The following is a 26,181-nucleotide window of genomic DNA, read 5'->3' as shown; positions in this document are numbered from 1 at the left end:
ATGGACCACGCTCGCGCCGCCACTTCCGCCACATCGCCTCCCGCCCCGTTTCCGCTTGCCGCGGCTGATCTGTGCGTGAAATGCGGCCTGTGCCTGCCGCACTGCCCGACCTATCTCGACAGCCAGAGCGAAGCCGATTCGCCACGCGGCCGCATCATGCTGATGCAGGGCCTCGCCACGGGCCGGATCGCGATCTCGGATTCGCTCGAAGCCCATCTCGATGGCTGCCTCGGCTGCCGCGCCTGCGAAAAGGCCTGCCCGGCCGGCGTGCCGTACGGCGCGCTGATCGACGCCGGCCGTGAGCAGCTGGCCGCCCAACGCCCGGACCGGCTGAAGCCCACGCGGCGGCTGAGCGCGGTGCTGTCGCGCGCCTCGCTGCGCGCGCTGGTGCGCGTGGCGCTGTGGGCGTACTCGGCCAGCGGCCTGCAGATGCTCGTGCGACGAAGTGGCGTGCTGGGTCGCGGCCGTCTCGCGCGGCTCGAATCGACCTTGCCGCGCGTCGCGCTGCGATCCTCACCTGCAGTGCGGGCCACCGGCGCCGAGCGCGGAACCGTCGCGATCTTCATCGGCTGCATCGGCGACATCGCCGAGCGCGAGGTCGCGAACGACCTCGCGCGCCTGCTCGCCGCGTGCGGCTTCCGCGCCGAGATCACCGCCGCGCAGACCTGCTGCGGGGCGATCGACCAGCATGCCGGTCATGCCCCACAGGCCCGTCGCCTCGCCCAACAAAACGTCGCTGCGTTCGGATCGGGCCATGCGGTCGCGATCCTGCCGTTGGCCACCGGCTGTGCGGCAACCCTGCTCGACTATCCGCGCCTCGTCGCCGACGGCGGCCAGCCGTTCGCGGCGCGCGTGCAGGACCCGATCGCGTTCCTGCTGGCGCATGGCGACGCGCTGCGCTTCAAGCCATCGCCGCTGCGGGTGGCGATCCATGATCCCTGCACGCAGAGCCACGTTATCGGCCAAGGCGATGCCCTGCGTCGGTTGCTGGCGCGCATTCCGGGGCTGGAGGCGGTCACGCTGGATGCGACGGCGCGCTGCTGCGGGGCAGCCGGCACGCATTTCGTCACGGCCCCGGAAGCCGCCGATCGCTTGCTGCAGCCGAAACTCGAAGCCGCCGCGCGGCTGGCACCGCAGGTGATCGTCAGCGGCAACATCGGCTGCTCGCTGCATCTGGCCGGCGGGCTGCTGCGCGCCGGCCGCGGCGTCACGCCGGAGGTGCTGCACCCGGTGCGTCTGCTGGCACGATGCCTGGCGTGACCGGCGGCCGCGGCACGGCATCGGCCGGCACCTGATCCGGCTCGGCGGGCGGCGCGAGACCCGGCGCATCCTTGGCCAGCAGCGCTTCGACGCGCAACAGCACGCGTTCGGCCAGATCGTCCTGGATGTAGCGGCGCAGGCGCGCTTCTTCCGCTTCCTTCGCCAGAATCTGCTGGGCGCTGAAGCTGTAGTCACGCGAGACCGACTGCGACTCCGGCGCGATCAGCACCGTGGCCTTGCCATTGACCGTGCGCCGCATCTCGAAGGTCACGCGCGTGACCAGCCGGTACTCGATGGCGCGGCCGTCGTTGCCGATCGACAGCACCTCCTGCGCTTCGGCGAGGTTCGACAGGCGCAGCACCGTATCGGCGTCTTCCGGCTTCGACTTCACCACGCCGCCGCCACGCGCGATCCGCGCCTTGATCGCTTCCTCGACCGGTGGTGCCGTGACCCGATACGGATCCACCAGCTCGACATAGACCGACTTCAGCGCCAGCGGCTGCGGCCGGCTGCCGGCGAGATGAAAGCCGCAGCCGGTCAGTGCCACTGCGACCATCGCGGCCAGACCGACCGCCGCCATTTTTCGAATCACAGGCATCAACGAGCACTCACGATCGAACCCGCACACGCCGCGCACGCGCCGGAAGCGGGCGTGCCCGGCCGGATCATCACACCACGAAATTCACGAGCTTGCGCGGCACCACGATCTGCTTCTTGATCGCGGCCCCGGCGAGAAACTTCTGCACGGTCTCGTCGGCCAGCGCGGCCGCGATGATCGCGGCCTGATCGGCATCGGCCGGCACGGTGATCTGGCCGCGGAGCTTGCCGTTGATCTGCACCACGAGCGCGATCTCGTCGGACACGCGGGCGGCGGCGTCCGGCTCCGGCCACGCGGCGTCGATCACCGGCGTGGCGTGGCCCAGCGCCAGCCACAGCTCGTGCGCGACGTGCGGCACGATCGGCGACAGCACGCGCACCAGCGCGCTCAAGGCCTCGTCGAGCACCGCACGGCCCTGCGGGCTGCGGTCGTCGAACTTCGCCAGCGCGTTGACCAGCTCCATGCAGGCGGCGACCGCCGTGTTGAAGTTGTAGCGGCGGCCGAAGTCGTCGCTGATCTTCGCCAGCTGGTCATGCAGCTTGCGGCGGATGTCGCGCTGACCCGGCGTGAGATTCGCAGCGTCGAGCACTGCCACCGCACCGAGCGCGGTGTGCTCGGCGACCAGCTTCCAGACGCGCTTCAGGAAGCGCATGGCGCCGTCGATGCCGGCATCGCTCCATTCCAGCGTCTGCTCGGGCGGCGCGGTGAACATCATGAACAGGCGCACGGCATCGGCACCATGCGATTCGATGATCGCCGCCGGATCGACGCCGTTGTTCTTGGACTTCGACATCGTGCCGAGGCCGACTGCGACCAGCGGCTCGCCGCTGCCCTTGAGCTTCGGGCCGTCCGCCGTGCGCTCGACATCCTTCGGGTTGATCCAGTCGCGACCGCCGGCGTCGGTCGTGCGGTAGAAACCTTCGGCCAGCACCATGCCCTGCGTCAGCAGGCGCTTGAACGGCTCGGCCACTGCCGGCAGGCCGCAGTCGCGCATCAGCTTCGAGAAGAAGCGCGCATACAGCAGGTGCAGGATCGCGTGCTCGATGCCGCCAATGTACTGATCCACCGGCAGCCAGTACGCGGCGCGCTCGTCGACCATGCCGGTGGTGCAGCCGGCACTGGCGAAGCGGGCGTAGTACCAGCTGGAATCGACGAAGGTGTCGAAGGTGTCGGTCTCGCGCCGCGCCGGCTTGCCGCACTGCGGGCAGGGCACGTTGACGAATTCCGGCAGCCGCAGCAGCGGGTTGCCGCGACCATCCGGCACCAGATCTTCCGGCAGGCGCACCGGCAGCTGATCGGCCGGCACCGGCACCGCATCGCAGCTGTCGCAGTAGATGATCGGGATCGGGCAGCCCCAGTAGCGCTGGCGCGAAACGCCCCAGTCGCGCAGGCGATAGTTCACACGGCGACGGCCAGAGTTGAGCTGTTCCAGCCTGGCGGCGATGCCGTCGAACGCGTCCTTGAACGCAAGGCCCGAGAACTCGGCCGAGTTGATCGTGAAGGCCTTGTCGGTGAACGCGGCCTCGGACAGATCCGGCGCCGGGCCATCAGCCGCCGGCGCCACCACGGCCTTGATCGGCAGCCGGTACTTGGTCGCGAACTCCCAGTCGCGCTGGTCATGCCCCGGCACCGCCATCACCGCGCCGGAGCCGTAGCTCATCAGCACGAAGTTCGCGGCGAACACCGGGATGCGGTCGCCGGTCAGCGGATGGATCACGTCCAGCCCAAGCGCGACGCCGCGCTTCTCCATCGTCTCCATCGCCGCTTCGGTGACATCGCCGCGGCTCGCTTCCTCGACGAAGGCCGCCACCTCGGCATTGCGCGCGGCCACTTCCAGCGCCAGCGGATGCTGCGCGGCCACGCTGACAAATGTCACGCCGTACAGCGTGTCCGGTCGCGTCGTGAATACCGTCAGCTTCTCCTCACGGCCGGCGACGACAAAATCGATCTCCAGCCCTTCCGAGCGTCCAATCCAGTTCGACTGCATCGTCCGCACCGCTTCCGGCCAGTGCTCCAGCTGCTTGACTTCCTCCAGCAGCTCGTCGGCGTAAGCCGTGATCTTCAGGAACCACTGCGGAATCTCGCGCTGCTCGACGATCGCGCCGCTACGCCAGCCGCGGCCGTCGATCACCTGCTCGTTGGCCAGCACGGTCTGGTCGACCGGGTCCCAATTCACGCGCGAATTGCGGCGATAGATCAGCCCGCGCTTCAGCAGCTCGGTGAAGAACCACTGCTGCCAGCGGTAGTACTCCGGCTCGCAGGTGGCGAGCTTGCGCTCCCAGTCGTAACCGATGCCGAGCTGCTTCAGCTGCGCGCACATCGTGTCGATGTTCGAATACGTCCACGCCGCCGGCGGCACGTTGTTCTTGATCGCCGCATTCTCGGCCGGCAGGCCGAAGGCATCGAAGCCGATCGGCTGCAGCACGTTCTTGCCCTTCATCCGCTGATAGCGGCTGATCACGTCGCCAATCGTGTAATTCCGTACGTGGCCCATGTGCAGCTTGCCGGACGGGTACGGGAACATCGACAGGCAATAGAACTTGTCCGCCCCCGGCTTCTCGACCGCCTTGAAGCACAGGTTCTCCGCCCAGTAGGACTGGGCCTGGGCTTCGACGTCGGCGGGGCTGTACTCGGGCTTCATGGGGATTCGGGGCTTCTGAGGACTGGGGACGGCTGCGGGGATTTCGGACACCGGTGCAACGCTCCGAACCGTGATCCGGACCCGATCGCCACCGTCAGCCCGATCAAGATCGAGCCCCGGCAGCATTCGGAAGGCGCACATGTTAAACGCTGGGCCTGCGCGACGCGGCTTGCCGAAGTGCTGCGGGCGTCCTCACGTGCCACCCGGCAGCAGACCCGCCCGACCCCGTCGATCAAAGCCCAAGCCGACACTTTTTGTCAGTCCACGACGCGGCCCAAGCCCAGCACGTCACTTCACGATCGACTTAAAATCCGCAAGCTATTGAAAATATGTGGTTTTAATGAAGCAGAGTCCCGTGGCACATGGGTTGCTCTTTCTTATTCGCGAATCACCCGCACCTCATTCCCCCGAAGGAGCATCCCCATGAAGAAGGCACAGCAGGGCTTCACCCTCATCGAACTGATGATTGTCGTCGCAATCGTCGGCATCTTGGCTGCCATCGCGCTGCCGGCTTATCAGGATTACATCACCCGTTCGAAGGTCACCGAGTTGGTCGTTCAGGCTGATGGATGCAAGACGGCAGTGGCTGAGGCCTATTCGGCCACCGGGACGCTGCCTACGGATACCTCGGCTGCTGGTTGCACTAGCCAGAACGCTCAGTACGTTGCCTCGCTGTCTGTCGCCAATGGCATCATCACCGTCGTTGGCACGTCAGCGATCCCGACTGGCACGAACATTATTTTGACACCGGTTGCTTCGTCGACTGATCAGCCGCTGGTTTGGACCTGCACCACGACTGGCACCAAGAAGTACGTCCCAGCGAATTGCCGCGGCGGCTAAAGCTGCATCAGCGCGACCATCTAACGTGCAATAAACGCCGCCTCCGGGCGGCGTTTTTGTTTTTGAGGCGAATTCGATATGCAGATCGCACCGTCCGCCCGCAGCGCTCCCTTGCTCGCTGGGACGTTTTTGGCAGCGCTGAACTACACGGGCGGAGCCGTAATTGCGCCGCTGGTTGTCGCGACCTTGGCCATGCTGGCCACGCTGGCGATTGCGATCGCTGAAGTGAAGGCGGAATCCGTGACGCTTCCGGTCACGATCAGTAGCTCCGCGCTGGCGGTGCTTTTCGTTGTCCTGGTTGCCACGACCGCGTCAAGCGTCCTGCCCGGCACCAGCGCAACGGTAGCCTGTGGCATCGCCATGCTGCCGCTGGCCTATCTGATGGCAGTCACGGCGCTGCGCGATGACCTCATGTGGCGCAGCACGCTTGACCTAATCGAATGGATTGCAGCGCTGGTCATGCTGCTCGGGGTTGTCGACTTCCTGCTGGTGCGGACACGACCATTTTCGGTATTTCAGGATGTCAACGCGCTCGGCGCGTTCTGCAACCTATTTGCCCTGCCCGCAATCGTGGCTTTGCATCGCCAATCGGCGCACAACGGCCTGCGGCGCGCACTGGGCTCGGCAACGGCGTTCAAGCTTGTGGTCGCCCTTGCTTGCCTGGCCGCTACGGCATCACGCGGAGCCCATCTGTCGTTCGTGCTGTCGCTGATGATCCTGACGGCACTGCTGCTGCGGCGAAACCGGCAGCACTGGCGGATACCGGCAGCGTCCGGTGCCGCATTCATCGCATTGACGCTCATCGTGATACCGCTGCAGAACCACGCCAGTTCGCTGGCCCGCCTGTCGGACCTGAGCCACGACCAATCCGCAGCGGATCGGATCGAAATGCTGAAGTCGACGTGGCACATGGTGCAGGATGGCCCGTGGTACGGCAGCGGCCCTGGCACCTACAAGATTCGATATCTGACGTATCGCAGCCCTGCCGAGCACTCGACTACCGGCGACCTTGCGCACAACGACTACCTTCAGTTTTTGGCAGAAGGCGGACCTCTGTTGCTGGGCGCATTGCTGATGCTGGCATTCACCTGCGTGCTGGCCGTGATCAGACTCTGGAAAGTCGCCCGGGTTGATGACGAAGACCACTTCCATGAGCGTGCTGGTCTGGCGGTGGCCTTGTTGGGCCTGTTCGGCCATGCAACGCTGAATTTCATCTTCTACATCCTGCCGTTGGCAATGCTGGCGGGCCTCTATCTGGGCCGACTCGATGTCATGACGCCGGCCGTTCGGCATCTGAATCCATTTCGGTACATCACTCCGAAATTTGCGACAGTCCTGATTTCCACTGTAGCGGTCATCGTTGCCGGGACACTGGGTCTGCAGGCCGCCTTCTACGAATTCACCAGTGGCCGCTGCGAGCTTCGGATGTGCGGTGAACTGGCGCGTAACGAAAAATTCACCGGTCACTTCGCGGCATTCATGGTCGCGACACAGCCGTCGTTTCTTCCGGCACGCGAATGGTTTGCGAAAACCTACACAGCGGCGGCAGATCGTGCCGCGAAGCCCGAAGAGCGCCTTGCCAACGCTCGACTCGCGGCGAAGGAAATGTCGGAACTGATCCGCTCGACGCCAGTCGTTCCATATGTTTATGCCGATCTGGGCTTGCTGCTCGAACGGTTTCCAGAAGCAGCCAGCGCCGTTGTAGCAGGCGTCTCGACCGATCCTCTGGTGCTGCTTGCGGAAAGTGTGCGCCGCAATCCGCTGGATACGACAACCCGGACGCAGTTGGCAAAGCGCCTCGATGACGCCGGCAGGACGGCAGAGGCGTTCGCGCTGGTGTTCGACGATGGCATGCGCTGGTGGGATGTCGCCGCATTGCCTGAAACCGGCCGCATAGCGCTGCTGCAGAGCGCCATTCCGATGGCGAAGAAGCTCGGTCGCTGCAAGGACGCAGCTGAAATGGCACAGGGACTGGCCGTGTTCCTGCCGAAAGACCCGCTGGCTGCTGCATCGCCAATACCGTCTGACGACGGCATAGTTGGATGCAGCGGTTAACACACAAACCCGGGCGCGTCGCCACGCAGCGCGGTTTCCACGCCTTAGCGGGCGTCAGCTTCTCCCTGTTTTTCGAAACGTCTGCGCCATGACAGACGCCTTGATCGCCTGCCGCGGTGCTGTTGCGCTGCATTGGCATCTGGGTGTGGTTTCCGCGCGCGAACATTTCGCGATGATCGGCTGGCGGACGAGCCCGCCGTCAGTCGATGGCGGTATTCCCGTTTCCGTCGTACAGGTGCTGGCAACGGCGTTGGCTTCGATTGCCGATATCGCGTTCATCGGTGCTGATGGAACAGTGATCACCGCGCGCAGCGTCGATGACGCGACGCAGGCATTCGATCTACCGCAGCAGCCGTGGACGTTGCAGGCTCAAACCATTCTGCTGCTGCAGCCTCGCTTCACTTCAATAGCGCTCGACCGCAGTGGAATTCGCCGAATCCTGTCTGATGACTGGAAGTCGCAGGTCCAGTCGCTCGCCGGTGCCGGCGTGGTTGGCGCCGTCCGGCCTGGCGTCGATGGCGACGTGGCCGGCATCTGCTCGCTCACTGCAGAGATCGAATCAAGATTGATCGACGCATTGAGCCGCGAAGCCCGCAAGGCAGGCTTCGCGTGGATCGAATGCGACGAGTCGGCGTTTGCCGAGGCGCTGGCTGCGGACTGACGACCCGCCTCACCGCCGATTCCGAACCTCCACCACCTGCTGAAACGTCGGCCGGTTGATCCAGCGGATCGCCGGCACCGGCAGCAGGCTCAGGCCGATGTGCTGGACCGCGTCGTAGTCCTCGATCACGCGGCCATCGGCGGCGTCGCTGCTGCGGGCGCTATAGACGCCGAGCGTGCTGCCGTCCCAGTTCGCGCGGTTGGCGAATCCGCCAAGGCGGGACAGGGCTGAGTCCAGCGCGGTCAGCACGGCTTGCCGGCAGACGCTGGCATCGGTGGAGTTGGCGCAGCGCAGGGCGCGGTACGGCGTGGTGTTCGGCGCGTTGACGGCCATCTGCAGCACGCGGCGCAGGTGTTCGTACCAGCCGGCCTGATAGGCCGAGCCCTGCGCGCGCGGGGCGTCGTAGCGGCCCTGGCCGACGAAGCCGTCCTGCGCGACCAACTGCGGCAGTGTGGTGTCGAGCAGGTACGGGAACCAGGCGTCCATCAGCACGGCCTGCTGGCGCTGGTCGTAGAGGCCGTTGTTGTCGCGGTCACGGCGCATCGCGCCCAGCGCCAGCGGATACGGCGTGCTGCCGCCGATCCAGCTGCGCGAATCCTGCGCGGTGAGCCAGGCCTGCATCAGGTCGGCAACCTGCGTCTGCTCCGGCGTCAGCGGGCCGCTGCGCATGATCTGCAGCAGCAGCGGCAGCACGGCCTGACCGCGCAGATCGGCGTAGGCGGCGTCGCCCATGATTTCGACCATGTTGGCGAAGTCGAACTTGCGGCCGCTGGCCTGGAACGCCTTCAGGCGCTCGCCGAGCAGGTCGACGCGATGGGTCGGGCCGAAGCTGCCGTTGAAGTCCGCCGCCCACCAGCCGGCGGCCGGCGAATTGTTCCAGCTGGTGATGAAGCCCTGCTGCGGGTTGATCGCCGTCGGGTGCGCGGACAGCGGCAGGTAGTCCGGCCATTCGAAGAAGCCGTTCAGCGCCGGGCCGCGGGCGACCGGGATCGAGCGGCTGGTGGAGAACGGCGCACCGCCTTCGAAGCGCGTGAAGTAGTCCGCCGGCAGGTTGCGGCCGCTGGCCCATTCGAAGCGGCCATCGCCCCAGGTCGGCAGTTCCGGGTGCGCGGCGGCATCGCGGCGCGGGTACAGGCCGGAGTGGATGTAGCCGACATCGGTGGCGTCGACATACAGCCAGTTGAAGGTACCGGTGACGCCGTTGAACAGCTGCTGGAAGCTCGCGGCGTCGTGCACGACGCGGGTCGAGGCCAGCGCGAACGGCGCGATGGTGCCCAGCTCGTCGAAGAAGGTTGCGCGCTGCTGGCTGATCGCGACCGGCGCACCATCGACCGTTGCGGTGGCGAACACCGGGCCGTAGTGCGTGCGCAGCACGAAGCGCTGCACGCGCTGCGGCAGCGCCGGGCCGCCGAGGGCGAGGCTGGCGACGGTCGGCACCGAGGTCCATTCGTCGGTGCGGCGGAAGAAGCGGCGGCAGCGAGGCCCGTTGCCATCCTGGGTATCGAACAGGTAGCCGTCGGCATCGGGGAAGCCGTCGCCGTTGGCGTCGGCACGCGACGGCGTGGAACCGTCGACATTGCACATGCGCGAGACGCGGGTGTCGATCAGATCCGAGCCGCCGGACGTGGCGCTCCACGCAAAATCGACGCCGCGGCCGATGTTGATGTACGGCAGGTCGGCGAAGACGATGCCGCGGCCGGCGAAATCCTGCGGCGTGCCGCCGTTCGACTGGATCGACACCTCGAACAGCAGCTGCGGCACGAAATAGCTGGCCTGCGGCCCCATCACGGCGATCGGGTGGCCGCTGGCGCTCTGGCTGCCGGTCACGGCGATGAAGTTCGACAGCGTGTCGGGCAGCGGCAGACCGGCGGCCGCCAGCGCGTCATGCGCGCCCTTGGTGGGCGACAGCGTGGCGAACACGGTCTTCGGCGCCGGTGCCGGCAGGTCGCGGCGGAACGGCACGACCACGGCCAGCGCGCCGGCCGACGCGTCAGCGTCGTTCGACGCAAGCCGACGCGTGGCCTGGCCGAAGATCGCCGGCAGCCGCAGCAGGTCGGCCGCGCCGAATGCCGGCCGTGGCGGCGCGCTGACCGGCAGCGGCAGCGTCGGGTTCGGGATCACGGCACCGCCGGACACCAGCACGGCGCGCGGCTGCACGCTGCCGACATCCCAGATCGCCGTGCCGGCCGGCAGCGCCTGCGGGCAGGCTTCGCTGACCGTGCCCGGGCTCTGCGTCGCAAACCGGGTGGCGATGGTGCGGGTGGCGTCGGGATCGTCGGCGTGGCGCACGTCGCGCCAGAACTCGCAGGCGGCGCGCGGCACGCTGGTGGCGCCCGGACGGAACGACGGATCGAGCCGCTGCAGCAGCAGCTCGGCCACGGCTTCGTTGCCGCCGCCGGTGGCGAAGATCGACTGGATCAGGATCGCGGACGCGACGATGTCGTTGCGCGTCCAAGGCCGCGGCGGGAACAGCAGGCCCTGACCGCCGAGCCCGGGAAGCCGCAGGCTGCTGTATTCCGGCGGCGTGGCCAGCAGGTTCGGGCCGGTGAGCGTGCCGATGTAGGCGTTGATGCCGGCGACCATGCTGTCGAGATCGGCAATCGCCAGTTCGCCGAGCGCGCCGAAGCGGGTGCGCGCCAGCTCCACCATCGCGGTCAGCTCGTCCTCGCTGTAGCCGGCGACCACGGCCAGATTGCCGTCGAAATCGAAGGTATCGGCGGCCGGGCCGAGGAATTCCGAGAAGCGGCCGCGGCCGATGTTGCGCAGCACGTCATGCAGCCACAGGCGGTCCTGGGCGGAGACGTAGCCGAAGCCGTACATCGCGGCCTGACGATCATCGCCGACGATGTACGGCACGCCCCAGCCGTCGCGCTGCAGGCGTACCGCGCGGCCGTTCGGCGCGGTCAGGTTGAGGGTCGAGACGACGGTGCCCGGCGTCGGATCGAGCCCTTCGCTCTTGAAGTAGTTGCAGGCCTGATTCGACGAGGCCGCATGTTCGGCGATCGTCCGTGGCGGCGCGCAGGGTGCGGTCACGAGGCCAGGCCGGGCGTAGCTCAGGTTGCCGTACAGCGACAGCTGATCGACGAAGTTGTCCGGGTAGCGCAGCACCGGCACGCCCGGCACCGGCGCACCGAGCCCTCCGGCGGAATTGCCGTTGGAACCCGGCGGCAGCACGTTCAGGAACAGGTCCGGACCGCCCTGCGGCGCCGGCGGCGTGGTACCGCCGCCGCTGCCCGGTGTCGACGAATCGGCGCAGGCGGCAAGGATCGCGACCACCGCGGCGGCGCTGGCGTGGCACAGGGCGCGCAGCGGCAGACGCCGTCGCGGACGGCTCGAAATCGGGGTCATGCGGATCTCCGGCACCGGCGCTGGCGATCGGGACATGCCCGGGCCGCGCGAATGGTTGTTCTGGTCTTGATGGCGCGTCGAGCATAGCCGCTTGGCGTGGGCGGTCCCGCAGGAAAATTTGCTCTAATCCGACCGTGACCCTGCCTGCCGACACCCGCATTGCCCCGCCAGCGTCCGAGCGATCAGCAGCGTCGGACAGCGCTGCCGTGACGCGCTGCGATGCGCTGCCCGAGCGCGCGCTGGCGATCCTGCTGGCGGACTACGGGCTGAGCGTGCGCTGGCTGCCGGAAGCGGCGCCGATTCCCGGCAGTTACTGGGGCGAGCCGGAAGCGGGGTTGATCGGTGGCGAGCTGCTGATCCGGCCGGACACGCCGGTGCATTCCGCACTGCACGAGGCCAGTCACTACATCTGCATGGATGCAGAGCGGCGGACTGTGCTGCACACCGACGCTGGCGGCACCGACACCGAGGAAAACGCCGTCTGCTACCTGCAATGCCTGCTGGCGTCGGACCTGGCCGGTTATTCAAGGCCGCAGGTGTTCGCCGACATGGATGCCTGGGGCTACCACTTCATCCTCGGCAGCGCCGCCGCATGGTTCGCCGGCGATTCGGACGACGCGCGCCGCTGGCTGCACGCGCGCGGATGGATCGATCCCGCAGGCCGCCGGATCGTGCCGGCGGCGGCAATTTCTCAGGCTGCCACCCCGTAGGGCAGCCGCAGCGGCGCGAAACGCGGCGTGCGTTCGGCCGAGCCGCCGCCCGGCAGGCTCGGCACGGCGCGGAGACGGGCGCTGATGTTGTCGATCTGCATCATCATCACCCGCTGGCTCAGCGCGATGCGCTCGAGCGTGTCGCCATCGACCAGCACCATCGCCACGTGCACGCCGCTGCCGTCGTCGCGGCGCATCAGCCGGATGTTCCCCTCGTGCTGCAGGCCGAACTGCAGGAACACGTCGGAAAGCGCCTCTGGCTGCTCGCTGCCGAGCATGACGCGGTAGATGTCGGAATCGATGAATGAACGAAGCATGGTCTTCACCTTTTCAATGCGGGGTCGGTGCCGGGCCGGGTCTTGGCGCCGGCGCACTGGCGATGGATGGATTCTGGCGTCCGACCTGCGGTTTTTTGTTGATGTGGGTCCCAGTCGCGCAGCGACCATCAACCGCTTTGTGAGCTACTGCACGCGAATACCCGGTGATTGACGAGCAGCCGCTAAGCTGCAGGCTGAACCCTTGTCCGGACGGTCCCTCATGTCGCGCAACCAGACTCCCGAATCGGCCGTGCCGGCGTCGCTGCCGATCGATCCCCACCGTCGTCGCGTGCTCGCTGGCGTCATCGGAAGTGCCGCCGCCGTGCTCGGCACGCTGCTGCCAGGCCTCGGTTTCGCCGTCGAGCCGGCCGCCGCCGACAGCGAAGCCGCGATCCGCGCCGTGCTTCAGGCACAGGCCGAAGCCTGGAACCGCGGCGACATCGACCGCTTCATGAGCGGCTACTGGCATGACGAGCGCCTGCGCTTCGCATCCGGCGGCAAGGTCAGTCATGGCTGGCAGACCACGCTCGAAGGCTACAGGACGCGCTATCCGGACCGCGCGGCGATGGGCACGCTGAGCTTCACCGAGATCGAGATCGAAAGCACCGGCCCGGATGCGGCCCTCGCGTTCGGACGCTGGGCGCTGGCGCGCGAGAACGATCGCCCGAACGGCCTGTTCACGCTGCTGTTCCGGCGCACGGCGGACGGCTGGAAGATCACGCGCGATCACACGTCGTCGGCGCGCTGAGCCGGCCGTGGCCGGACGTCGATCCGGTCGCCGATCGGCCTCGAACCCGGCTACAGTCCCACGGCCAAACCGGCCACAAGGAGCGTCACATGATCTGGACCCTGTTCATCGGCTTCGTCGTCGGCCTCGTCGCGCGCTATCTGAAGCCCGGCAACGACGGCATGGGCATCATCCTGACCACGGTGCTCGGCATCGCCGGCTCGTTCGTCGCGAGCTACGGCGGTCAGGCGCTCGGGCTGTACCGGCCGGGACAGGGCGCGGGCTTTCTCGGCGCGCTGATCGGCGCCATCGTGCTGCTGTACGTCGTCGGGGCGATCCGCAGCAAGCAGGGCAGCTGATCGCGGGTCATCGCACCGGCAGCGGCACCGGCGTGATCACGAGGTCGTAGCCGGTGGCGTGTCCGGCCGTGCCGACCGCGGCCGGCAACTGCGCCGGGCCATCGCCCTGCTGCACGAAGGTGCTGATGCCGATGAAGCCGGACTGCGCGGTGTAGACCCCATCGACGATCGCGACGACGGCACCGTCGCGGACCGCGAACAGCCGCGTGCGCGAGCCCGGCAGCGCCACCAGCGGCCCGAACACGACCGTGTTGGTGACGATGCGGCTGTCGGCATCGCGCGCCACGACCTGTCCGCGCCGCTCGCGCAGCGCCGGATGATCGACCACGCGCACCGTGACCTCGCCCGGACGGATCTGGTCGCCGAATCCGAGCCGGTCGAACGCGGTGACGACATCGGGGCGATTCGAATAGCCGCCCAGCGCGATGCCGTAGAACGGGATCGCCGGATCGCGATAGGCCGCCGGCGGATCCACCTGCACGAACGACAGCAGCTCTGCCGACGGGCCGCCGCCATTCGACGATGCGCAGGTGGAACCGGAGACCGACACCAGCGCCGTCAGCCCGGCGCCGCCAAGGCCGGTGAAGCGGAAGCCCGGCGGCAGCAGCGATCGATAGGCCAGTGCCGGGAAGCCGAGCACCGCCGTCTGCTCGGAACAGCCTTCGAAGCGCAGCGAGACCTCGTCCGCCGCGCGCGACGGCAGCGGGACGACAGCAAGGAGCAGACAGCAGGTGACGATTCCGCGGGCCGGCACGTTCATCGGGCATCTCCGCTACGGCAGGCTGGCGGCGACGTGATCGAGCCTGTCGGTCGCGCCGATCGAAGGGGCGTCGGCAACGCCGGTCAGCGGCTCCGAAACACGCGCGGCACCTGCCAGCACCAGTGCCACGGCTCGTAAAGATAGCCCTCGGCATTCCCTTTCGGGTAAGTCATGGTGAATCCGAAGGCGCCGGCGTGGCGCTGCAGCCAGGCGAAGGCGGCGGTGGTTTCGAATTCCTCTTCCAGCGGCGCACAGCCGGACGTGCCGATGTCGACCGCGCGCCCGGTGTGATGCTCGCTGCAGCCGGGCGGCGCATTGACGGTCAGGATCTCTTCGATCACCCGGCCCTTGGCCAGCTTGTTCCGGATCAGCGCGGCCTGGAACTCGAAGCTGCGGAAGGCCGAGACCATCAGCAGTTCGACGCCCTGCCCGGCCGCGGCGTCACGCATCGATGCCCAGGCTTTTGCGGCCCCCGGTACCAGCATCTTGTCGCGACCGTCCGTGCCGAGCCCGATCGGCGCCAGCCGCTGCGCTTCGGCATACAGCGGCAGACGCCGGGCATGCACGACGTCGGCGGCGATCGACAGTTCCTGCCACAGCGCCGCGATGCGACGCCGATCGGCAGCCTGCAGTCGGCTCGCCATGCGGCTCAGGCCTGCAGGCGCTCGCGCCAGCCGTAGGCCGGATCGCCGATCACGACGAAGCCCGGATTCAGCAGCGATTCCTTGGTGTTGTAGCGCAACGGCTGCCAGTCCGGCAGGCGCAGCACCGTGGCACCGGCGACTTCGGCGAGGCATTGCGCAGCGGCGGTGTCCCACTCGGACGTCGGACCGGTGCGCGGATAGAAGTCGGCGACACCCTCGGCGACCATGCAGAACTTCAGCGACGAGCCGCGGCTGATCTCGTCGTGCGCCGGCGCATGAGCGAGGAAGGCATCGAGTGCCGCATCCCGGTGCGACTTGGTCACCACCAGCGCCGGCTTGTCCGGCGTCTTGCGCGTCGCGATCGGTTGGCGCTGGCCGTCACGCACGACGAACGCGCCGAGGCCGCGTGCGGCGATGTAGCTGGACTTCGCCACCGGCACATGAACCACGCCGAGCACGGCGTCGTGACGATCGATCAGCGCGATGTTGACGGTGAAATCGCCGTTGCGCTTGACGAACTCCTTGGTGCCGTCGAGCGGATCGATCAGCCAGTAGCGGGTCCACGCACTGCGCGTGGCGAAGTCGATCGCGGCGGATTCCTCGGACAGGCACGGAATCTCCGGCGTCAGCAGCGCCAGCGCGTCGATGATCGTGTGGTGAGCGCGCAGGTCGGCCTGCGTCAGCGGCGAGGTGTCGTCCTTGGTCGCCACCGCGAAATCGGATTCGTAGACCTCCATGATCGCGTCGCCGGCCTTGATGGCGATGGCGAGCACGGCGTCGAGCAGTTCAGCGGAAACGGGGCGTTCGGAAGTCATGGCGGGGGTGATGGAGGCTGTCGGTATCATAGCGACATGACTGCCTTGAACATCGACTGGTCGCAGATCGACCAGGTGCTGCTGGACATGGACGGCACGGTCCTCGACCTGTCGTTCGACAACCATTTCTGGCTGGAACTGCTGCCGCAACGCTATGCCGCGCGTCATGGGCTGTCGCTGGACGAATCGCTGGCGCGGCTGGTGCCCGAGTTCCGCGCGACGCAGGGCACCCTGAACTGGTACTGCCTCGACTACTGGAGCCAGTTCACCGGGCTCGACATCATCGCGATGAAGACCGAGCTGCGGGCCGGCATGCGCCCGCTGCCCGGCAGCCACGAGTTCCTCGAAGCCGTGCGCGACAGCGGCCGGCCGCTGTGGCTCGTCACCAACGCCCATCCGGGCAGCTGGACCGTGAAGCTCGAGGAAACCGGCATCGGCCGCCATTTCGAGCGGGTGATCTCGTCGCACGATTTCGGCATGCCGAAGGAAGATGCGCGCTTCTGGCCGGCGCTGGTCGACGCCCATCCGTTCGACCCGTCGCGCACCCTGTTTGCCGACGACAGCCTGCCGGTGCTGCGCGCGGCGAAGCACTACGGCATCCGCGAAGTGGTGGCGATCCGCCATCCAGATTCGACCCAGGCGCCGCGCGTGATCGACGAATTCAGCGCCGTGGACCGACTGCCGGACCTGCTGCACCCGCCGCTGCCGAAGCACCCGTGCATCGCCGCAGGTCGCTGAGATTCAGCGATTGCCGGCGGCGAGTTCCAGACCCAGCCGGTAGTGGCGCGCCGCTTCTTCCGGCTGCTGGGTGTCGGCGCAGAGCCGGGCCAGATCGAGGTAAGCCTTCGGCGTCGGCGCCGTCGCGATCACCGCTTCGAGATAGCTGCGAGCCTTGCCCCACAGGCGGTTCGCGAGGCAGACATGACCGGCGACCTGCAGCAGCTCGGCCTTCTCGCCGTAGATGCTGAACCACTGCTCGACCGTCGCGAGCTGGCTGATCGGGTCGTTCGCGTGCAGGTCGCCGTACAGCAGCGCCAGCTCGGCATCCCAGTCCACCGACAGCGCCTGCGCGATCAGCGCCATCGCTTCGGAATCGGCATTCAGCCGGGCGAGGCCGCGAGCGTAGGTGCGGCGCACGTCGCGATCGTCGCGCAGCGCGCCGGCCGCTTCCCACAGTGATTTCAGGGTCGGCAGCGCGGCCTCGGCGATCGCCTGCTGCATCAGTTCGCGGATCGCGCGGCTCATCAGCTGGTCGCGCCGGCTGGTGGCGATGACGCCCTGCGCGGCGGTATCGATCAGCAGCTTGCGCAAGGCGGCCCAGTCACCGAGCGCGGCGTAGCTCTCGGCCAGCAGCTCGATGGCGAACGGATGCGCCGGGTCCTTCTCGCGCAGCTTCAGCGCGGTGAGCTTGGTCGCCTCGAACTCGCCGCGCTTGCGCTGCAGATCGGCCTGCGACAGCAGGGTGGCGAACTCGTGTTCGGGACGGTTCAGGGCCGCCAGCCGCAGATAGTGATCGCGGCGATCGGTCGCGGACTGGCGCTGCGCCGCACGGGCAGCGGCCAGATAGTTCAGGTGCGGCGCGTGGTGATCGCTGGCGCGCTTGATCAGCTCGCTTTCGGCGCGGGCCCAGTTGCCCTCGAACAGGGCCAGCAGTCCGTTCTCGAAGGCATCGCGGGCGCGATCGGCCCGACGCTGATCGAAGGCTTCGCGCAGCGTCGTCGGCAGGCGGATGGCGAAGCCGGACAGGCGCAGCACGAGATAGACCACGAGGAACCACAGCGCCACGCCGAACACCAGCACGGCCAGCGAGGTCTCGACCACCCACGGCCCGTAGTTGATCAGCACGTAGCCGGTATCCGGCCGCAGCAGCAGGATCGCGCCGAGACCTCCGGCGAAGACGACGAGCAGCACCAGATAGACGACGATCACGGGCGGTCGTGCCGGGTTCGATCAGCGAGGGTTGGCATCGAGATACGCGCGCAGCAGACCCAGACTGCGGCTCAGGTCCGGCAGCTTGGCGCTCAGCTCTAGCGTCAGCAGACGATCGAGTTCGGCGCGGGCGCCGAGCACGGCGGCATCGTCGCTGCGGTAATAGAGGTCGAGGAAGGCTTCGGCATCTTCGACCGTGGCGCGAAGCGTTGCGGTGTTGCGTGACAGCAGCGCCGCGCGCGCGGTTTCCAGCTTCAGCAGCAGCAGTTGGCCGACCAGCGACTCCTGCTCCGGCGGCAGCAGGCGATCGACCGGCTTGTCGGTGCGGCGGACGATGAACACGGCACCGAGCACCTCGCGCAGCGAATCGATGCCGCGCGCCCACGCGCCGCGATCCGGCTTCAGATCGCGCGACGGCTCGGCATCGACCACCGATGCGTGATGCGGCGCCCGCGACCGCTGCGGCAGCTGCGGCGCGCGGCGGATCAGGCCGCTTAGGGTCAGCGCGGCGTCCTCGACATCGACCTTCGGCAGCGCCTGCAGCGCGGTGCGCTCGGCCGCGAGCGCTTCGCGGATCGCGAACAGCTTCGGCTCGGCCAGCGCGCCGAGGCGCTCCTGCGCCAGGGTCAGCGCATCGATCGCGCCGACCACATCGTTCGACAGCCGCGCGCGCTCGTTGGCGATCAGCAGCAACTGCTCGACCGCCACCAGCTGCGCGCGGCCGCGGCCGCCCTGCAGGGTGGCGTTGATCCGGCCGACGGTGGCGTCGAGATCGTCGGCGCGGTCGGCCAGCGAGCCGAGCACGTCAGTGTTGCGGCGGGCGGATTCGGCGATGTCGTTCTGACGCTGGCGCAGCGACTGGATCTCGGCGTTGGCGTCGCCGAGCTGGCGGCTCAGCCGACGCAGCAACGTGTCCTGCGCGGCGACGATGTCCTCGGTCTGCACCCGTGCCTGCCACAGCTTCCAGCCGCCGTAGCCGCCGGCAGCGAGTGCCGCCAGCACCACGAGGCTGAGCAGCACCGGCCACAGCGATCGCCGGGGCTCGACGCGTTCGGGGACTTCGTATTCGGTCATACGGTTCGGGGGCGTTGGCGGGCGTTGGCGCCAGAAAACTGCAGGATCAGATCAAGATAGGCCGAATCGCTGACCCGGTGCGGCAGCAGCGGCGTGCCGATGAAGCCTGCGTCCCGCGCAGTTTCTACCACACGCGGCGACGGCACGGCCAGTTGCAGCGCCCGCAGCCGGGCACGTGCGGCGGACGGGGTCAGCGCCAGCAGTTGCCGCAGCGCTTCGCCACTCGGAATCACCGCGAGATCGGCCTGTTCAAGCGCCGCGACAACGGTCGCCGGGTCATGGGCGACCGGTATCCGGCGGTAGACCGCCAGCACCGCGACCTGCGCACCGCGCGCGCGCAATCCCGCTTCGAGATCGGGCAGGGTCTGCTCGCCAGTGACGATCAGGTGCCGCTGGCCGTCGATGCGCTGCAGCGCAGGATGCTGCAGTAGCGCCTGCGCACCATCGCCGGCCTCCGGCACCAGCACGTCACGGCCGCCCAGTGCCTGCAGGGCGGCCGCGGTGGCCTGGCCGACCGCGGCACAGGCGGGCCACGGCGGCGCGAGCAAGTCGGCGGCGTACCGCACGGCGTTGGTGCTGGTGAACAGCCAGCGGTCGTGCTTGCGGGCGGCGGCCAGCGTCGCCGCCGCGGCGGCGGGATCGGCGACCGGGGCGATCTCGATCATCGGAAGCCGGATCACGCGGCCGCCGTGCGCCTCGATCAGCGCGCACAGCGCATCCGCCTGCTGCGCCGGCCGGGCGACGAGGACGGTGAAGCCGTCCAGCCGCGCGGCGGGCGCGACGTCAGGCATGGATGCCGAGCGTGGCCAGAATCTCGCGCGCGCCGCCGGCGAGCAGGCGTTCGGCCAGCTCGCGGCCGAGCGCGGTGGCGTCCGCGGCATCGCCTTCGATGGCGTCGCGCACGCAGCGGCTGGCATCGGGTGCGGCGACGAGGCCGGTCAACTGCAGGCGGCCATCGCGGATCACGGCGTGACCGGCCACCGGCACCGTGCAGGCGCCGCCGAGCCGGGCGTTGAGGCTGCGCTCGGCGGCCAGGCGCGTGGCCGAATACGGATCGTGCAGCGGCGCCAGCAGCGCTCGGGTGGCCGCGTCGTCGGCCCGACATTCGATGCCGACCACGCCCTGCGCGCAGGCCGGCACGAAGCGGGCGACATCGAAGCGCTCCTTGATCCGATCGTGCATGCCGAGGCGCATCAGCCCGGCGGCGGCAAGCAGGATCGCGTCGTACTGGCCTTCGTCGAGCTTGCGCAGGCGGGTGTTGACGTTGCCGCGCAACTCCTTCACCACCAGATCCGGCCGCAGGCCGCGCAGCTGTGCCTGACGCCGCAGGCTCGCGGTGCCCACCACGGCACCGTGCGGCAGTTCATCGAGGCTGGCGTAGCGATTGGAGACAAAGGCATCGCGCGGGTCTTCGCCGGCGAGGAAGGCGGTCAGGATCAGGCCATCCGGCAACACCGCCGGCACGTCCTTCATCGAATGCACGGCGATGTCGGCGCGGCCCTCGAGCATCGCCGATTCCAGTTCCTTGACGAACAGGCCCTTGCCGCCGACGGTCGCGAGGCTGCGGTCGAGCAGCTGATCGCCCTGCGTCGTCATCGGCACCAGGCTCACAGCGTGGCCCGGATGGGTCGACTCCAGCAGCGCCTTGACGTGTTCGGCCTGCCACAGGGCAAGCGGGCTTTCGCGAGTGGCAATTCTCATGGGCAGCGCGGCGTGTCAGATCGACTGGACAAGGCGGCTAGTGTCGGACAAAGCGCAGCAATTTGTCTTGTCGCGGCTGCGGAAATCGACATTACGGACGCCGGACACGACAACGCCGCCGCCGGAAGCCTCGGCGGCGGCGCGGCTCGCGGCGGAGGATGCGTCAGTCGAGCGTCTTGTCGCTGCCGTCGTCGGTCAGGAAGCGGCGCACTTCGGCCAGACGGCGGCGGCTCACCGGCAGCAGGGTCGCGGCGTGCCGCACCTTCAGCCAGTGCTGCGACTCGTCGCCCTTGCCGCGCTCCAGTCCGGCGATGAAGCGGGTCGCGACCAGCGCCTTGCGGTGCACGCGCAGGAACCACGGCGAGAAATCGTCTTCCAGCGTCTTCAGTGATTCCTCGATCAGCACTTCGCCGTGCAGATGGCAGACGGTGGTGTATTTCTGGTCGGCGAGGAAATAGACGATGTCTTCGGCCGGCACACGGACCAGACCTTCGCGGGTCGTCGCCAGCACGAACTCGCGGGCCGGCTTGGTGCCCGGCAGCGCGATCGTCGGCTTCTGCGCGCGCGACAGTTTTCTGACGCGCTGCAGCGCCTCGCGCAGCTTTTCCTTGCGCACCGGCTTCAGCAGGTAGGCGTCGCCCTGGGCATCGAACGCGCTCAGCGCGTGCTCCGGGTAGGCGGTGATGAAGATGATCGCCGGCGGCATGTCCTCTTCCTTGATCGCGCGCGCCACCTGCAGGCCGTCGACCATGCCCATGCGGACGTCGAGCAGCACCACGTCCGGCTCTTCCTCGCGGATCAGATCGATCGCCGCCTCGCCGTCGCCGGCCTTGCCGACGATCTCGTAGCCCGGAAACTCGGCAATCAGGCGTTCCAGACGCTCACGGGCCAGCGGCTCGTCATCGACGATCACGACTCTCATTGCTTTACTCCTCCTGGGCGATGGGCGCGTTGATTTCCGCGCCGCTATGAATGACGTAGGGCAGGCGCAGGCGCGCTCTGAACAGCGGGCCGAACTCGTCCCGGTCTTCGCCGAGAATGAGCTTGGCGCGATCGCCGTAGATCAGCTTGATGCGCTGCGCGATGTTGTTGATTGCAGTTCCCGTACCCGCGCGCTTCGGCGCTTCCTCGGGCGGAATCGGGTTCTCGACGTCGACGATCAGGAAATCGCCCTCGCGCCGGGCGATGACATGCAGCATGCCGCGGGCGCGCAGGCGCGACACCCCGTGCAGCACGCCGTTCTCGATCAGCGGCTGCACCGTCAGGCGCGGCACCTGGGCATCGAGCGTGTTCTCGGCCACTTCCCAGTTGACGAGCAGCTTGTCGCCGAGCCGGATCTCCTCGATCCGCATGTAGCCCTTGACGATCTCGATCTCCTCGCGCAGCGGAATCAGCCGCTGGCGCGAATCGAGGCTGACGCGGAACAGGTCCGACAGGTCGATGACCATTTCCTCGGCGAGTTCCGGCTTCGACGGAATCAGCTCGGCCAGCGAGTTCAGCGCGTTGAACAGGAAGTGCGGGCGGATGCGGGCCTGCAGCGCCAGATAGCGGCCATCGGCCTCGGCGCGCGATTCCTCCTGCCACTGGTGGCGCTCCCACAGGTAGCGCAGCAGCAGCAGGGCGACGATGCCGGCGATGCAGACGTTGCGGGCGACGAACGACCACAGTTCCACGCCGGGCATCAACCCGAACGACAGTTGCGCGTTGAGCATCCACGCAGCGGAACTGACGAGGAACGTCACCAGCACCAGTAACCCCCAGCAGACGAAGAACAGAACGCCGGCACGAGCCGGCTTCAACCAGCGACGCGCGGCGCACAGCACGCCGGCCCCGCACAGCCCAATCCATTGGAGGTAGATCGACAGCAACAGCAACTGCTTCAGCGCCGCTTCCCCGGTCGCCGTCCCGGCGAGGGTCAGCACCATCGCGATCAGCGCCATGACATACACCAGCGTCAATAGCTGGGGGGCCCGACAAAATTCCGGGATGGGGCTGTTTTCCGACCGTGCGGCAACCTCGAAACGCTTCATCTTGCGAACCTAGCGGAAGTCTCGGGGCTATGGCGAGCCGCAGTACAATACTTTCGACTTTGATTCTGCGACCGGCTTCACAGCGGGGCGACGACCGCCGTTTCCCGTGGCTGCCAAACCCCGACGATTTCACAAACATGACCCCTGCCGACCCGCTGCACCCGCCGTCCGCCGCCGTCTCCAATCCGTCCGCCAAGCTCTGGGGCGGCCGCTTCGCCGAAGGGACGGACGCCCTGGTCGAGGCGTTCTCGGAATCGGTCAGCTTCGATCAGCGCCTGTGGCGGCAGGACATCGCCGGCAGCACGGCACACGCGCGGATGCTCGGCAAGGTCGGCGTGCTGACGCCGGCGGATGTCGACGCCATCGTCGGCGGCCTGAGCCAGATCCGCGGCGAAATCGAGCGCGGCGAGTTCCGCTGGCAGCTCGCGCTCGAAGATGTACACATGAACATCGAGTCGCGGCTGACGGCGCTGATCGGCGATGCCGGCAAGCGCCTGCACACCGCGCGCAGCCGCAACGACCAGGTCGCCACCGACCTGCGCCTGTACGTGCGCGACGCCATCGACGAACTGGCCGACCTGCTGACCGCGCTCGGCGACGTGCTGCTGGACCTCGCCGAACGCGAGGCCGACACCATCATGCCGGGCTTCACCCACCTGCAGATCGCCCAGCCGGTGACGTTCGGCCACCACATGCTGGCCTGGCGCGAGCAGACCCTGCGCGACCGCGCGCGCCTGCTGGATGCCCGCAAGCGCGCCAACGTGCTGCCGCTCGGCAGCGCCGCGCTGGCCGGCACGGTTTATCCGATCGATCGCCATTTCGTTGCCGAACAGCTCGGCTTCGACGCGGTCAGCGAGAACTCGCTGGACGCCGTCAGCGACCGCGACTTCGCGATCGAATTCGTCAGCGCCTGCACCCTGACGATGATCCACCTGTCGCGCTGGAGCGAGGAACTGATCCTCTGGTGCACGCCGATGTTCGGCTTCGTGAAGCTGCCGGACCGCTTCTGTACCGGCTCGTCGATCATGCCGCAGAAGAAGAATCCGGACGTGCCGGAACTGGTCCGCGGCAAGACCGGCCGCGTCGTCGGCGATCTCAATGCCCTGCTGGTGCTGATGAAGGGCCAGCCGCTGGCCTACAACCGCGACAATCAGGAAGACAAGCCACCGCTGTTCGATGCCCACGACACGGTGTCGGCGTCGTTGCGGCTGTTCGCGGCCATGCTGCCGAACGTGACGGTGGAGCGTGCCACCTGCCGCGCCGCCGCGTTCAAGGGCTATTCGACCGCGACCGACCTGGCCGACTATCTGGTCAAGCGCGGCCTGCCGTTCCGCGATGCCCACCATGCGGTCGGCGCCGCCGTCGGCCATGCCGTGGCGCGCGGCGTCGATCTGTCCGAGCTGAGCCTCGACGAGCTGCGCGGCTTCTCCAGCCTGATCGACGCCGATGTCTTCGACGTGCTGACGCTGGACGGCTCGGTCAACGGTCGCAACCACTGGGGCGGCACCGCGCCGGCCCAGGTACGCGCCGCGATTGCCAGAGCCCGAGCAGGCGCCCGCGCCGCACGCTGACCTTTCGCCGTTCCCGCCGTTTCGCGGCGCGGCCCGATCCGCCGGTCGGGCCATGCAGCGCGCGGGCGCGACGCCGCTGCACTGTTCGATCCCGCTTCCCGCCTGCCCTGCCCACCATGCCCCACCTGACCACGCGCGACGGCGCTCGCCTGCACTATCTCGACGTCGGCCGCCGCGCTGGTCCGGCCTGCGTGCTGCTGCACGGTTTCGGCATGCATGGCGCGCTGTGGCTGCCGGTGATCGCGCCCCTGCTGGTCAAGCAGCGCTTCATCCTGCCGGACCTGCGCGGCTTCGGCGGCTCGCACGGCCTGCGGATCACCACGTCGAACCTGATCCACCAGCATGCCGATGACGTGGCCGACCTGATCGAGGCGCTCGGGCTGGAACAGGTCCGTCTGGCCGGCCTGTCGATGGGTGCCTGCACCGCGATGGACTACCACGCGCGCTACGGTTTCGGCCGCGTGCACAGCTATCTGCACATCGATCAGGCCCCGCGCATTCTCAATGGCGACGACTGGTCGCACGGCGTGCTCGGGCCGGTGCAGGCCGAGCGGCTCGCCGACTGGGGCGATCTGCTGCAGCGGCTGGAGGTTTATCGCGACCTGCCGTTCGAGCGCCTGCCGGGCCATCTGCGCCAGCGCTTCTGGGGCCTGCTCGCCGAGTTCCTCGGCTTCGCATTCAGTCAGCGCGGCTGGCGCCGTGCGGCGCGTCTGACCCGGCATGACCTGCTGGCCAAGCGCCTCGTGCCGACGACCAACTGGACGGTCTATCTCGACTCGTTGCGCTCGTATCTGCGTGACGGCTTCGACTGGCGCGATTCGCTGAAGCAGATGACACAGCCGATGACGGTGATGATCGGCGGCCGCTCGGCGATGTATCCCGCCGAAGGCCAGCGCCTGCTCGGCGATCTGGTGCCGCACGCGAGGCTCATCGAATTCCCGAAGTCCGGCCACGTGATTCCGTACGAGGCGCCGCTGCGCTTCGTCGCCGAGTTCGATCGGTTTCTGCGGGCGGCCTGAGTCACCGGGTGGCCGTAAGCCCACCCTGCGCAGTGGTTTGAAGTGCCGCGAATACGATGCGCCGACGAAGCCGGCACACCCTACGCACATCGCTCAATCCAGCCACCGCAGCGTGAATAAGCGTCAGCGCATCCACCATCGAGGGTCGACCCATTCGCGGATGCGCTTTCGCTGGTCCCGCTGGCCACGCTGCGCCACTAGATGACCGGCGTGCGCGGTACGCCGAAAGACAGCATGACGCCGCCGCCGAGGCAGTCATGGGCTTGAGCAACAGCGTCCAGAGCGGCCTGGAGCTTGGCAATGCGAAGTCGCCTCGGTTTGGCCTCGATAACCCAGGAAACATGCCAGTTCTTGTTGAATTCGCCGGGTTCCTTCAGTTTTGCGGTCAAGCCGTCCGCAACCTTGGCAGAAAGCGCTTTTTGAGCCCCGTCACTCGAACGAAACGCCGCAGAAAACGAAAACTCGTAGGTCTTGAACCATTCCAGCGCGATGTCGGTGCCCGCGAAAAACATCTGGTTTTCCCACCAGTACCCAAGAGCACCTACGCCGAGAATCGCGATCGCAATACCGAAGATCATCGCTGTCGTCCTCTCAAACCGGCTCGGCCAACCCCGGCATCGCCGCGAGATCGGTCAGCCCGACTTCCAGCCCGACCTGTGTCATCAGTGTCGTCAGCTGACCGCGATGATGGGTCTGGTGATTGAACAGGTGCGTGACCAGCGTCCATGCCGGGCGGGTGAAGGTCTTGCCGAGGCCCATGCTGTGGAAGCTGAAATCGGCGGCCAGCCATGCCGGCGTGAACGACGCGGCCAGCACGATCAGATCCTCATCGAGGGTCTCGCGCCGGGCGCGCATCGCTTCGAAATCCGGAAACAGCTCGACGCCGATCGCGAGACCGTCCAGTGAGCGGCCGCTGAAGCGCCGCAGCCAGGCCTCGTCGGCGAACATCAGGTGATTCAGCGTGCCGTGGATCGACTTGAAGAATGCGCCGCGGTCGGCCCGGCGCTCGGCATCGCTCAAGGTCGCGCAGGCCGCGTACAGCTTGCGGTTCATCCACTGGTTGTAACGGGCCATCAGCCCGGCGTATTCGGCGTCGATCATCGGGGTCCTTCCCTCGTCGGG

Annotated in this window: 25 protein-coding genes; 10 read left to right on the top strand and 15 right to left on the bottom strand. The window is 67.8% G+C overall.

The genetic code is table 11. The features are described 5' to 3' along the window. Positions 1 to 75: 75 nt before the first annotated feature. Entirely contained in the window at positions 76 to 1,260 is a 1,185-nt protein-coding gene (locus QZ951_RS04170; protein WP_292998850.1) for a (Fe-S)-binding protein, read from the top strand. On the opposite strand, the gene lptE is transcribed toward QZ951_RS04170, so the two are convergent. Next, the gene (gene lptE / locus QZ951_RS04165; protein WP_292998848.1) at positions 1,208 to 1,858 is read right to left on the bottom strand and encodes an LPS assembly lipoprotein LptE; all 651 of its coding nucleotides are present in this window, start codon (positions 1,856 to 1,858) and stop codon (positions 1,208 to 1,210) included. The two genes, QZ951_RS04170 and lptE, sit on opposite strands and share 53 nt — an antisense overlap. A gap of 70 nt (positions 1,859 to 1,928) precedes the next feature. Continuing rightward, positions 1,929 to 4,499, bottom strand: coding sequence for a leucine--tRNA ligase (gene leuS / locus QZ951_RS04160; protein ID WP_292998846.1), 2,571 nt, complete (start codon positions 4,497 to 4,499; stop codon positions 1,929 to 1,931). Positions 4,500 to 4,922: 423 nt separating this feature from the next. On the opposite strand from leuS, the gene QZ951_RS04155 reads away from it, so the two are divergent. The 3 genes from QZ951_RS04155 (at position 4,923) to QZ951_RS04145 (ending at position 8,055) form a co-directional block, all read left to right on the top strand. Beyond that, positions 4,923 to 5,339 (top strand): pilin, encoded by a 417-nt coding sequence (locus tag QZ951_RS04155; RefSeq protein WP_292998844.1) that lies wholly within the window; start codon positions 4,923 to 4,925, stop codon positions 5,337 to 5,339. Between the two features lie 78 nt (positions 5,340 to 5,417). Beyond that, positions 5,418 to 7,394, top strand: a complete 1,977-nt coding sequence (locus tag QZ951_RS04150) for an O-antigen ligase family protein (RefSeq protein WP_292998842.1) — start codon at positions 5,418 to 5,420, stop codon at positions 7,392 to 7,394. An 88-nt stretch (positions 7,395 to 7,482) separates the two neighbouring features. Continuing rightward, a complete protein-coding gene (locus QZ951_RS04145; RefSeq protein ID WP_292998840.1) occupies positions 7,483 to 8,055 on the top strand; it encodes a hypothetical protein in 573 nt (190 codons plus the stop codon). A 9-nt stretch (positions 8,056 to 8,064) separates the two neighbouring features. On the opposite strand, the gene QZ951_RS04140 is transcribed toward QZ951_RS04145, so the two are convergent. Continuing rightward, a complete protein-coding gene (locus QZ951_RS04140) occupies positions 8,065 to 11,403 on the bottom strand; it encodes a penicillin acylase family protein (protein WP_292998838.1) in 3,339 nt (1,112 codons plus the stop codon). Between the two features lie 206 nt (positions 11,404 to 11,609). On the opposite strand from QZ951_RS04140, the gene QZ951_RS04135 reads away from it, so the two are divergent. Continuing rightward, on the top strand, positions 11,610 to 12,113 hold the full coding sequence (locus tag QZ951_RS04135; protein ID WP_366943797.1) for a hypothetical protein: 504 nt from the start codon (positions 11,610 to 11,612) through the stop codon (positions 12,111 to 12,113). On the opposite strand, the gene QZ951_RS04130 is transcribed toward QZ951_RS04135, so the two are convergent. Beyond that, positions 12,095 to 12,430: a hypothetical protein gene (locus QZ951_RS04130; RefSeq protein WP_292998834.1), complete on the bottom strand. Its 336-nt coding sequence runs from the start codon at positions 12,428 to 12,430 to the stop codon at positions 12,095 to 12,097. The two genes, QZ951_RS04135 and QZ951_RS04130, sit on opposite strands and share 19 nt — an antisense overlap. Positions 12,431 to 12,650: 220 nt before the next feature. Here QZ951_RS04130 and QZ951_RS04125 point away from each other — a divergent pair, with 220 nt between their 5' ends. Both QZ951_RS04125 and QZ951_RS04120 read left to right on the top strand, forming a co-directional pair. Further along, a complete protein-coding gene (locus QZ951_RS04125; protein WP_292998832.1) occupies positions 12,651 to 13,178 on the top strand; it encodes a DUF4440 domain-containing protein in 528 nt (175 codons plus the stop codon). An 89-nt stretch (positions 13,179 to 13,267) separates the two neighbouring features. Continuing rightward, the gene (locus QZ951_RS04120) at positions 13,268 to 13,516 is read left to right on the top strand and encodes a GlsB/YeaQ/YmgE family stress response membrane protein (RefSeq protein WP_292998830.1); all 249 of its coding nucleotides are present in this window, start codon (positions 13,268 to 13,270) and stop codon (positions 13,514 to 13,516) included. A gap of 7 nt (positions 13,517 to 13,523) precedes the next feature. On the opposite strand, the gene QZ951_RS04115 is transcribed toward QZ951_RS04120, so the two are convergent. From QZ951_RS04115 to cysQ, 3 genes are all read right to left on the bottom strand, one after another. Beyond that, entirely contained in the window at positions 13,524 to 14,276 is a 753-nt protein-coding gene (locus QZ951_RS04115) for a hypothetical protein (RefSeq protein ID WP_292998828.1), read from the bottom strand. A gap of 83 nt (positions 14,277 to 14,359) precedes the next feature. Then, positions 14,360 to 14,920, bottom strand: coding sequence for a M15 family metallopeptidase (locus QZ951_RS04110; protein ID WP_292998826.1), 561 nt, complete (start codon positions 14,918 to 14,920; stop codon positions 14,360 to 14,362). Between the two features lie 5 nt (positions 14,921 to 14,925). Beyond that, complete coding sequence (gene cysQ / locus QZ951_RS04105) at positions 14,926 to 15,735, bottom strand: 3'(2'),5'-bisphosphate nucleotidase CysQ (protein ID WP_292998824.1); 810 nt, start codon at positions 15,733 to 15,735, stop codon at positions 14,926 to 14,928. Positions 15,736 to 15,771: 36 nt separating this feature from the next. On the opposite strand from cysQ, the gene yrfG reads away from it, so the two are divergent. After that, a complete protein-coding gene (gene yrfG / locus QZ951_RS04100) occupies positions 15,772 to 16,473 on the top strand; it encodes a GMP/IMP nucleotidase (protein WP_292998822.1) in 702 nt (233 codons plus the stop codon). A gap of 3 nt (positions 16,474 to 16,476) precedes the next feature. Here the strand turns inward: yrfG and QZ951_RS04095 are convergent, their stop codons facing one another. The 6 genes from QZ951_RS04095 to QZ951_RS04070 all read right to left on the bottom strand — a co-directional run bounded on the left by QZ951_RS04095 (position 16,477) and on the right by QZ951_RS04070 (position 22,379). Beyond that, positions 16,477 to 17,664, bottom strand: coding sequence for a heme biosynthesis HemY N-terminal domain-containing protein (locus QZ951_RS04095; protein WP_292998820.1), 1,188 nt, complete (start codon positions 17,662 to 17,664; stop codon positions 16,477 to 16,479). Between the two features lie 21 nt (positions 17,665 to 17,685). After that, on the bottom strand, positions 17,686 to 18,738 hold the full coding sequence (locus tag QZ951_RS04090; RefSeq protein ID WP_292998818.1) for a uroporphyrinogen-III C-methyltransferase: 1,053 nt from the start codon (positions 18,736 to 18,738) through the stop codon (positions 17,686 to 17,688). Continuing rightward, positions 18,735 to 19,529, bottom strand: a complete 795-nt coding sequence (locus tag QZ951_RS04085; protein WP_292998816.1) for a uroporphyrinogen-III synthase — start codon at positions 19,527 to 19,529, stop codon at positions 18,735 to 18,737. The genes QZ951_RS04090 and QZ951_RS04085 overlap by 4 nt, the downstream gene beginning before the upstream one ends. Further along, positions 19,522 to 20,439 (bottom strand): hydroxymethylbilane synthase, encoded by a 918-nt coding sequence (hemC, locus tag QZ951_RS04080; RefSeq protein WP_292998814.1) that lies wholly within the window; start codon positions 20,437 to 20,439, stop codon positions 19,522 to 19,524. Before hemC ends, QZ951_RS04085 begins: the two co-directional genes overlap by 8 nt. A 163-nt stretch (positions 20,440 to 20,602) precedes the next feature. Then, positions 20,603 to 21,361 (bottom strand): LytTR family DNA-binding domain-containing protein, encoded by a 759-nt coding sequence (locus tag QZ951_RS04075; protein WP_292998812.1) that lies wholly within the window; start codon positions 21,359 to 21,361, stop codon positions 20,603 to 20,605. 4 nt (positions 21,362 to 21,365) lie between these two features. Beyond that, positions 21,366 to 22,379 (bottom strand): histidine kinase, encoded by a 1,014-nt coding sequence (locus QZ951_RS04070; RefSeq protein ID WP_292998810.1) that lies wholly within the window; start codon positions 22,377 to 22,379, stop codon positions 21,366 to 21,368. A 227-nt stretch (positions 22,380 to 22,606) separates the two neighbouring features. On the opposite strand from QZ951_RS04070, the gene argH reads away from it, so the two are divergent. Continuing rightward, positions 22,607 to 24,040, top strand: a complete 1,434-nt coding sequence (gene argH / locus QZ951_RS04065) for an argininosuccinate lyase (RefSeq protein ID WP_292998808.1) — start codon at positions 22,607 to 22,609, stop codon at positions 24,038 to 24,040. Between the two features lie 116 nt (positions 24,041 to 24,156). Then, positions 24,157 to 25,059 carry an alpha/beta hydrolase gene (locus tag QZ951_RS04060; RefSeq protein WP_292998806.1) on the top strand — a complete coding sequence of 301 codons (903 nt, stop codon included), beginning with the start codon at positions 24,157 to 24,159 and terminating at the stop codon, positions 25,057 to 25,059. Between the two features lie 197 nt (positions 25,060 to 25,256). Here the strand turns inward: QZ951_RS04060 and QZ951_RS04055 are convergent, their stop codons facing one another. After that, positions 25,257 to 25,637, bottom strand: a complete 381-nt coding sequence (locus tag QZ951_RS04055; protein WP_292998804.1) for a ribonuclease E inhibitor RraB — start codon at positions 25,635 to 25,637, stop codon at positions 25,257 to 25,259. A gap of 13 nt (positions 25,638 to 25,650) precedes the next feature. Then, positions 25,651 to 26,160, bottom strand: coding sequence for a DinB family protein (locus QZ951_RS04050; protein ID WP_292998802.1), 510 nt, complete (start codon positions 26,158 to 26,160; stop codon positions 25,651 to 25,653). Positions 26,161 to 26,181: the final 21 nt, after the last annotated feature.

It is taken from the genome of Nevskia sp. (assembly GCF_021732705.1).
GTDB lineage: Bacteria > Pseudomonadota > Gammaproteobacteria > Nevskiales > Nevskiaceae > Nevskia.
This window is presented reverse-complemented; position numbering and strand designations above follow the sequence as displayed.

Bases quoted from the DNA above. Each gene is read 5' to 3' on its own strand.
- QZ951_RS04125 (WP_292998832.1), top strand. From the start codon at position 12,651: ATGTCGCGCAACCAGACTCCCGAATCGGCCGTGCCGGCGTCGCTGCCG.
- QZ951_RS04140 (WP_292998838.1), bottom strand. From the start codon at position 11,403: ATGACCCCGATTTCGAGCCGTCCGCGACGGCGTCTGCCGCTGCGCGCC.
- QZ951_RS04150 (WP_292998842.1), top strand. From the start codon at position 5,418: ATGCAGATCGCACCGTCCGCCCGCAGCGCTCCCTTGCTCGCTGGGACG.
- QZ951_RS04070 (WP_292998810.1), bottom strand. From the start codon at position 22,379: ATGGCGCTGATCGCGATGGTGCTGACCCTCGCCGGGACGGCGACCGGG.
- leuS (WP_292998846.1), bottom strand. From the start codon at position 4,499: ATGAAGCCCGAGTACAGCCCCGCCGACGTCGAAGCCCAGGCCCAGTCC.
- QZ951_RS04155 (WP_292998844.1), top strand. From the start codon at position 4,923: ATGAAGAAGGCACAGCAGGGCTTCACCCTCATCGAACTGATGATTGTC.
- QZ951_RS04055 (WP_292998804.1), bottom strand. From the start codon at position 25,637: ATGATCTTCGGTATTGCGATCGCGATTCTCGGCGTAGGTGCTCTTGGG.
- yrfG (WP_292998822.1), top strand. From the start codon at position 15,772: ATGACTGCCTTGAACATCGACTGGTCGCAGATCGACCAGGTGCTGCTG.
- hemC (WP_292998814.1), bottom strand. From the start codon at position 20,439: ATGAGAATTGCCACTCGCGAAAGCCCGCTTGCCCTGTGGCAGGCCGAA.
- QZ951_RS04085 (WP_292998816.1), bottom strand. From the start codon at position 19,529: ATGCCTGACGTCGCGCCCGCCGCGCGGCTGGACGGCTTCACCGTCCTC.
- QZ951_RS04145 (WP_292998840.1), top strand. From the start codon at position 7,483: ATGACAGACGCCTTGATCGCCTGCCGCGGTGCTGTTGCGCTGCATTGG.
- QZ951_RS04110 (WP_292998826.1), bottom strand. From the start codon at position 14,920: ATGGCGAGCCGACTGCAGGCTGCCGATCGGCGTCGCATCGCGGCGCTG.
- QZ951_RS04050 (WP_292998802.1), bottom strand. From the start codon at position 26,160: ATGATCGACGCCGAATACGCCGGGCTGATGGCCCGTTACAACCAGTGG.
- argH (WP_292998808.1), top strand. From the start codon at position 22,607: ATGACCCCTGCCGACCCGCTGCACCCGCCGTCCGCCGCCGTCTCCAAT.
- QZ951_RS04115 (WP_292998828.1), bottom strand. From the start codon at position 14,276: ATGAACGTGCCGGCCCGCGGAATCGTCACCTGCTGTCTGCTCCTTGCT.
- lptE (WP_292998848.1), bottom strand. From the start codon at position 1,858: ATGCCTGTGATTCGAAAAATGGCGGCGGTCGGTCTGGCCGCGATGGTC.
- QZ951_RS04130 (WP_292998834.1), bottom strand. From the start codon at position 12,430: ATGCTTCGTTCATTCATCGATTCCGACATCTACCGCGTCATGCTCGGC.
- QZ951_RS04060 (WP_292998806.1), top strand. From the start codon at position 24,157: ATGCCCCACCTGACCACGCGCGACGGCGCTCGCCTGCACTATCTCGAC.
- QZ951_RS04090 (WP_292998818.1), bottom strand. From the start codon at position 18,738: ATGACCGAATACGAAGTCCCCGAACGCGTCGAGCCCCGGCGATCGCTG.
- QZ951_RS04120 (WP_292998830.1), top strand. From the start codon at position 13,268: ATGATCTGGACCCTGTTCATCGGCTTCGTCGTCGGCCTCGTCGCGCGC.
- QZ951_RS04075 (WP_292998812.1), bottom strand. From the start codon at position 21,361: ATGAGAGTCGTGATCGTCGATGACGAGCCGCTGGCCCGTGAGCGTCTG.
- cysQ (WP_292998824.1), bottom strand. From the start codon at position 15,735: ATGACTTCCGAACGCCCCGTTTCCGCTGAACTGCTCGACGCCGTGCTC.